The sequence below is a fragment of the Endozoicomonas sp. SESOKO2 genome (assembly GCF_024606245.1).
Taxonomy (GTDB): Bacteria; Pseudomonadota; Gammaproteobacteria; order Pseudomonadales; family Endozoicomonadaceae; genus Endozoicomonas_A.
Genome location: NZ_JAHHPQ010000490.1, coordinates 1 through 2955, shown reverse-complemented (window position 1 = coordinate 2955; position 2955 = coordinate 1). Strand labels below are relative to the sequence as shown.

At 49.8% G+C, this 2955-nt stretch carries 4 protein-coding genes and 1 pseudogene; all 5 read left to right on the top strand.

Annotated elements, in window-relative coordinates; genetic code table 11:
* The first annotated feature begins 603 nt into the window (after window positions 1–603).
* Entirely contained in the window at window positions 604–918 is a 315-nt protein-coding gene (gene rpsJ, locus KDK17_RS11295; protein ID WP_034841731.1) for a 30S ribosomal protein S10, read from the top strand.
* 101 nt (window positions 919–1019) lie between these two features.
* The gene (gene rplC / locus KDK17_RS11290; protein ID WP_257280861.1) at window positions 1020–1658 is read left to right on the top strand and encodes a 50S ribosomal protein L3; all 639 of its coding nucleotides are present in this window, start codon (window positions 1020–1022) and stop codon (window positions 1656–1658) included.
* Window positions 1659–1670: 12 nt separating this feature from the next.
* Window positions 1671–2273, top strand: coding sequence for a 50S ribosomal protein L4 (rplD, locus tag KDK17_RS11285; RefSeq protein ID WP_257280862.1), 603 nt, complete (start codon window positions 1671–1673; stop codon window positions 2271–2273).
* Window positions 2270–2566, top strand: coding sequence for a 50S ribosomal protein L23 (rplW, locus tag KDK17_RS11280; protein ID WP_034841736.1), 297 nt, complete (start codon window positions 2270–2272; stop codon window positions 2564–2566). The genes rplD and rplW overlap by 4 nt, the downstream gene beginning before the upstream one ends.
* A gap of 11 nt (window positions 2567–2577) precedes the next feature.
* Window positions 2578–2955 (top strand): annotated as a pseudogene (locus KDK17_RS11275) (50S ribosomal protein L2); the annotation flags it as partial.

Below are 2955 nucleotides of genomic sequence, written 5' to 3'. Positions count from 1 at the left end.
TTACCTTGTTTTTGACTGCATATTATATCTTTAGCAGCACCAGGAAAACTGTAAAGGAAGAGGGTGTTGTAGTCAGCTCCTGAAGTATCATTGGTATAAGGCAGTATATGTAATCCTCGTGTAATCGTTCGAGATGGGGGAGACTCACCCTGCTTGTCGAGAACAGATGTTAACGGGTTGGCCTTGGATGTTTCCTTACAGATTCGTGGAATCAGCTTTGTGATATCTCGAGACGGGTGTTGGCTGACGCGTTGTGTATAGTGAACCGCATAAACCGGACAGCTAGCGCCAAGCTAAGTTCTAACGTCCGGTATAACTTTAGCACTTTAGTGTTGTCGTACACTTTTTTAGCGTGATCATAAAGGTTGGATGGGCAACCTGCTCAACACTCCTTAGCAGTTTTCCTTATCTCATTACTCGTTTAATTAGGTTATCATCTCGTCTTAACTACGCGTGCGGTGGCTGAAGCAAGTGTCGAAATATTTTTCGTCCAGCACTTGTGTTGACTTTAAGTTTTGTGCTTAGTAGAATTCCGCGTCCTCTTTTGTCCAGGTGGCATTGCTCACCGGACTTAGTTCTTTATTGATAGATGGTTACAACAAGATGAGTCAAGCTCAGCAGATTCGCATTCGTTTGAAGGCTTTTGATCATCGTCTGATTGACCAGTCCACGCAGGAAATTGTTGATACTGCGAAGCGAACTGGTGCTCAGGTGCGTGGTCCGATCCCTCTGCCAACCCGAAAAGAACGTTTTACGGTTCTGATCTCTCCTCACGTAAACAAAGATGCGCGTGATCAGTATGAGATTCGTACTCATAAACGTCTTCTCGACATTATTGAGCCCACCGAAAAGACCGTTGATGCGCTGATGAAGCTAGACTTGGCAGCTGGCGTTGAAGTGCAAATCAGTCTCGGTTAATTGCGGCACGGGCAGCCATTCAGTGTGCACAAAACTTTTGTGTAACGCTCTGGAATGAGCGGCCAGAGTGGGTGAAAGCCCCGTACACGAGAGAGGTTGAAATGACTATTGGATTAGTCGGTAAGAAGTGCGGTATGACCCGTATCTTCACAGAAGACGGTGCTTCTGTGCCAGTCACTGTAATTGAGGTTGATCCTAACCGTATCACTCAGGTTAAAAGCCTGGATGTTGACGGGTACAACGCAATTCAGGTGACTACTGGTGCTAAAAAAAGCAGCCGTGTTCGCAAGCCAGAGGCTGGTCACTTTGCGAAAGCAAAGGTAGAGGCTGGTCATGGTCTTTGGGAATTCCGTGTTGACGATTCTGGTTCTTACGAGCTGGGTCAGTTGATCGGAGTTGACCTGTTCGAGCAGGGTCAGAAAGTAGACGTAACTGGTCAGTCCAAAGGTAAGGGCTTCCAGGGTGGTGTAAAGCGTTGGAACTTCCATATGCAGGACGCTACACACGGTAACTCTCTGTCTCACCGTGCTCCTGGTTCCATCGGTCAGTGTCAGACCCCGGGTCGTGTCTTCAAGGGTAAGAAGATGGCTGGACACATGGGTGCTGAGAAAGTGACTGTTCAGTCCCTGGAAATCGTTCGCATTGATGCTGAACGTAACCTGCTGCTGATAAAGGGTGCAGTACCTGGTGCAACTGGTGCTGACGTTATCGTTAAAGCTGCAGTTAAAGCGCGCGCCTGAGGGGATTAGACGATGGAATTGAATGTAACAGGTGCTGGTACGGTTCAAGTCTCTGACGTGACCTTCGGTACTGAATTCAACGAAAGCCTGGTTCACCAGACTGTCGTTGCTTTCATGGCCGGTGCTCGTCAAGGTACCCGTGCTCAGAAAACCCGCAGCGAAGTAAGCGGCGGTGGACGCAAACCCTGGCGTCAAAAAGGTACTGGCCGTGCACGCGCCGGTACAATCCGTAGCCCACTGTGGCGCGGGGGCGGCAAGTCTTTTGCTGCTAAACCACAGGATCACGCTCAAAAACTGAACAAGAAAATGTATCGTGGTGCTCTGCGTTCTATCTTGTCTGAGCTGGTTCGTCAGGAGCGTCTGGTGGTGGTTGAAAGCCTCGGTGCTGAAACGCCAAAGACCAAACTGATGGTAGCCAAGCTGAAAGAGCTGAATGTCGAGCGCGGTCTGATTGTTTCTGATGAAGTGGATCAGAACCTGTATCTGGCTACACGCAACATTCCCCATGTGGATGCACGTGACGTACAAGGCGTTGACCCTGTCAGCCTGATCGCTCATGAGAAAGTCGTGATGACTGTTGCAGCCATCAAGAAATTCGAGGAGATGCTGGGATGAACCAGGAACGTATTTATAAAGTTCTGCTTGGTCCGCACATTTCCGAGAAGGCGACAGTGGTGGCTGAAGAGCATGGCCAGTACGTCTTCAAGGTAGCCAAGGACGCAACCAAGCTTGAAATCAAAAAAGCGGTAGAGCAACTGTTCGAAGTCAGCGTTGATGCTGTTCGTACAGCGGTTGTTAAAGGTAAGACCAAACGTACTCGTTTCGGTATGGGCAAGCGCTCAGACTGGAAAAAAGCGTACGTCAGTCTGGCGCAGGGTCAAGAGATTGACTTTGCCGACGCGGAATAAGGAGTTACAGGATGGCCGTAATTAAGTGCAAGCCGACTTCTCCGGGTCGTCGCTTTGTCGTCAAGGTGGTAAACCCTGACCTCCACAAGGGTCGCCCTCACGCGCCTCTGGTGGAAAAGAAAAGCAAGTCTGGTGGTCGTAACAACGCTGGTCGCATCACTACCCGTCATCGCGGTGGTGGTCACAAGCAGCACTACCGTATCGTAGACTTTCGTCGCAACAAAGATGGCATTCCGGCTATCGTTGAGCGTCTGGAATACGATCCGAATCGTACCGCTCACATCGCCCTGCTGAAGTACATGGACGGTGAGCGTCGTTACATTATTGCACCTAAAGGTGTGAAAGCCGGTGACTTTGATGATGTCGCCGATGTGGGCGTAGCGGCGATG

Coding starts and splice junctions, on each gene's coding strand:
- rplW (WP_034841736.1), top strand. CDS start 2,270: ATGAACCAGGAACGTATTTATAAAGTTCTGCTTGGTCCGCACATTTCC.
- rpsJ (WP_034841731.1), top strand. CDS start 604: ATGAGTCAAGCTCAGCAGATTCGCATTCGTTTGAAGGCTTTTGATCAT.
- rplC (WP_257280861.1), top strand. CDS start 1,020: ATGACTATTGGATTAGTCGGTAAGAAGTGCGGTATGACCCGTATCTTC.
- rplD (WP_257280862.1), top strand. CDS start 1,671: ATGGAATTGAATGTAACAGGTGCTGGTACGGTTCAAGTCTCTGACGTG.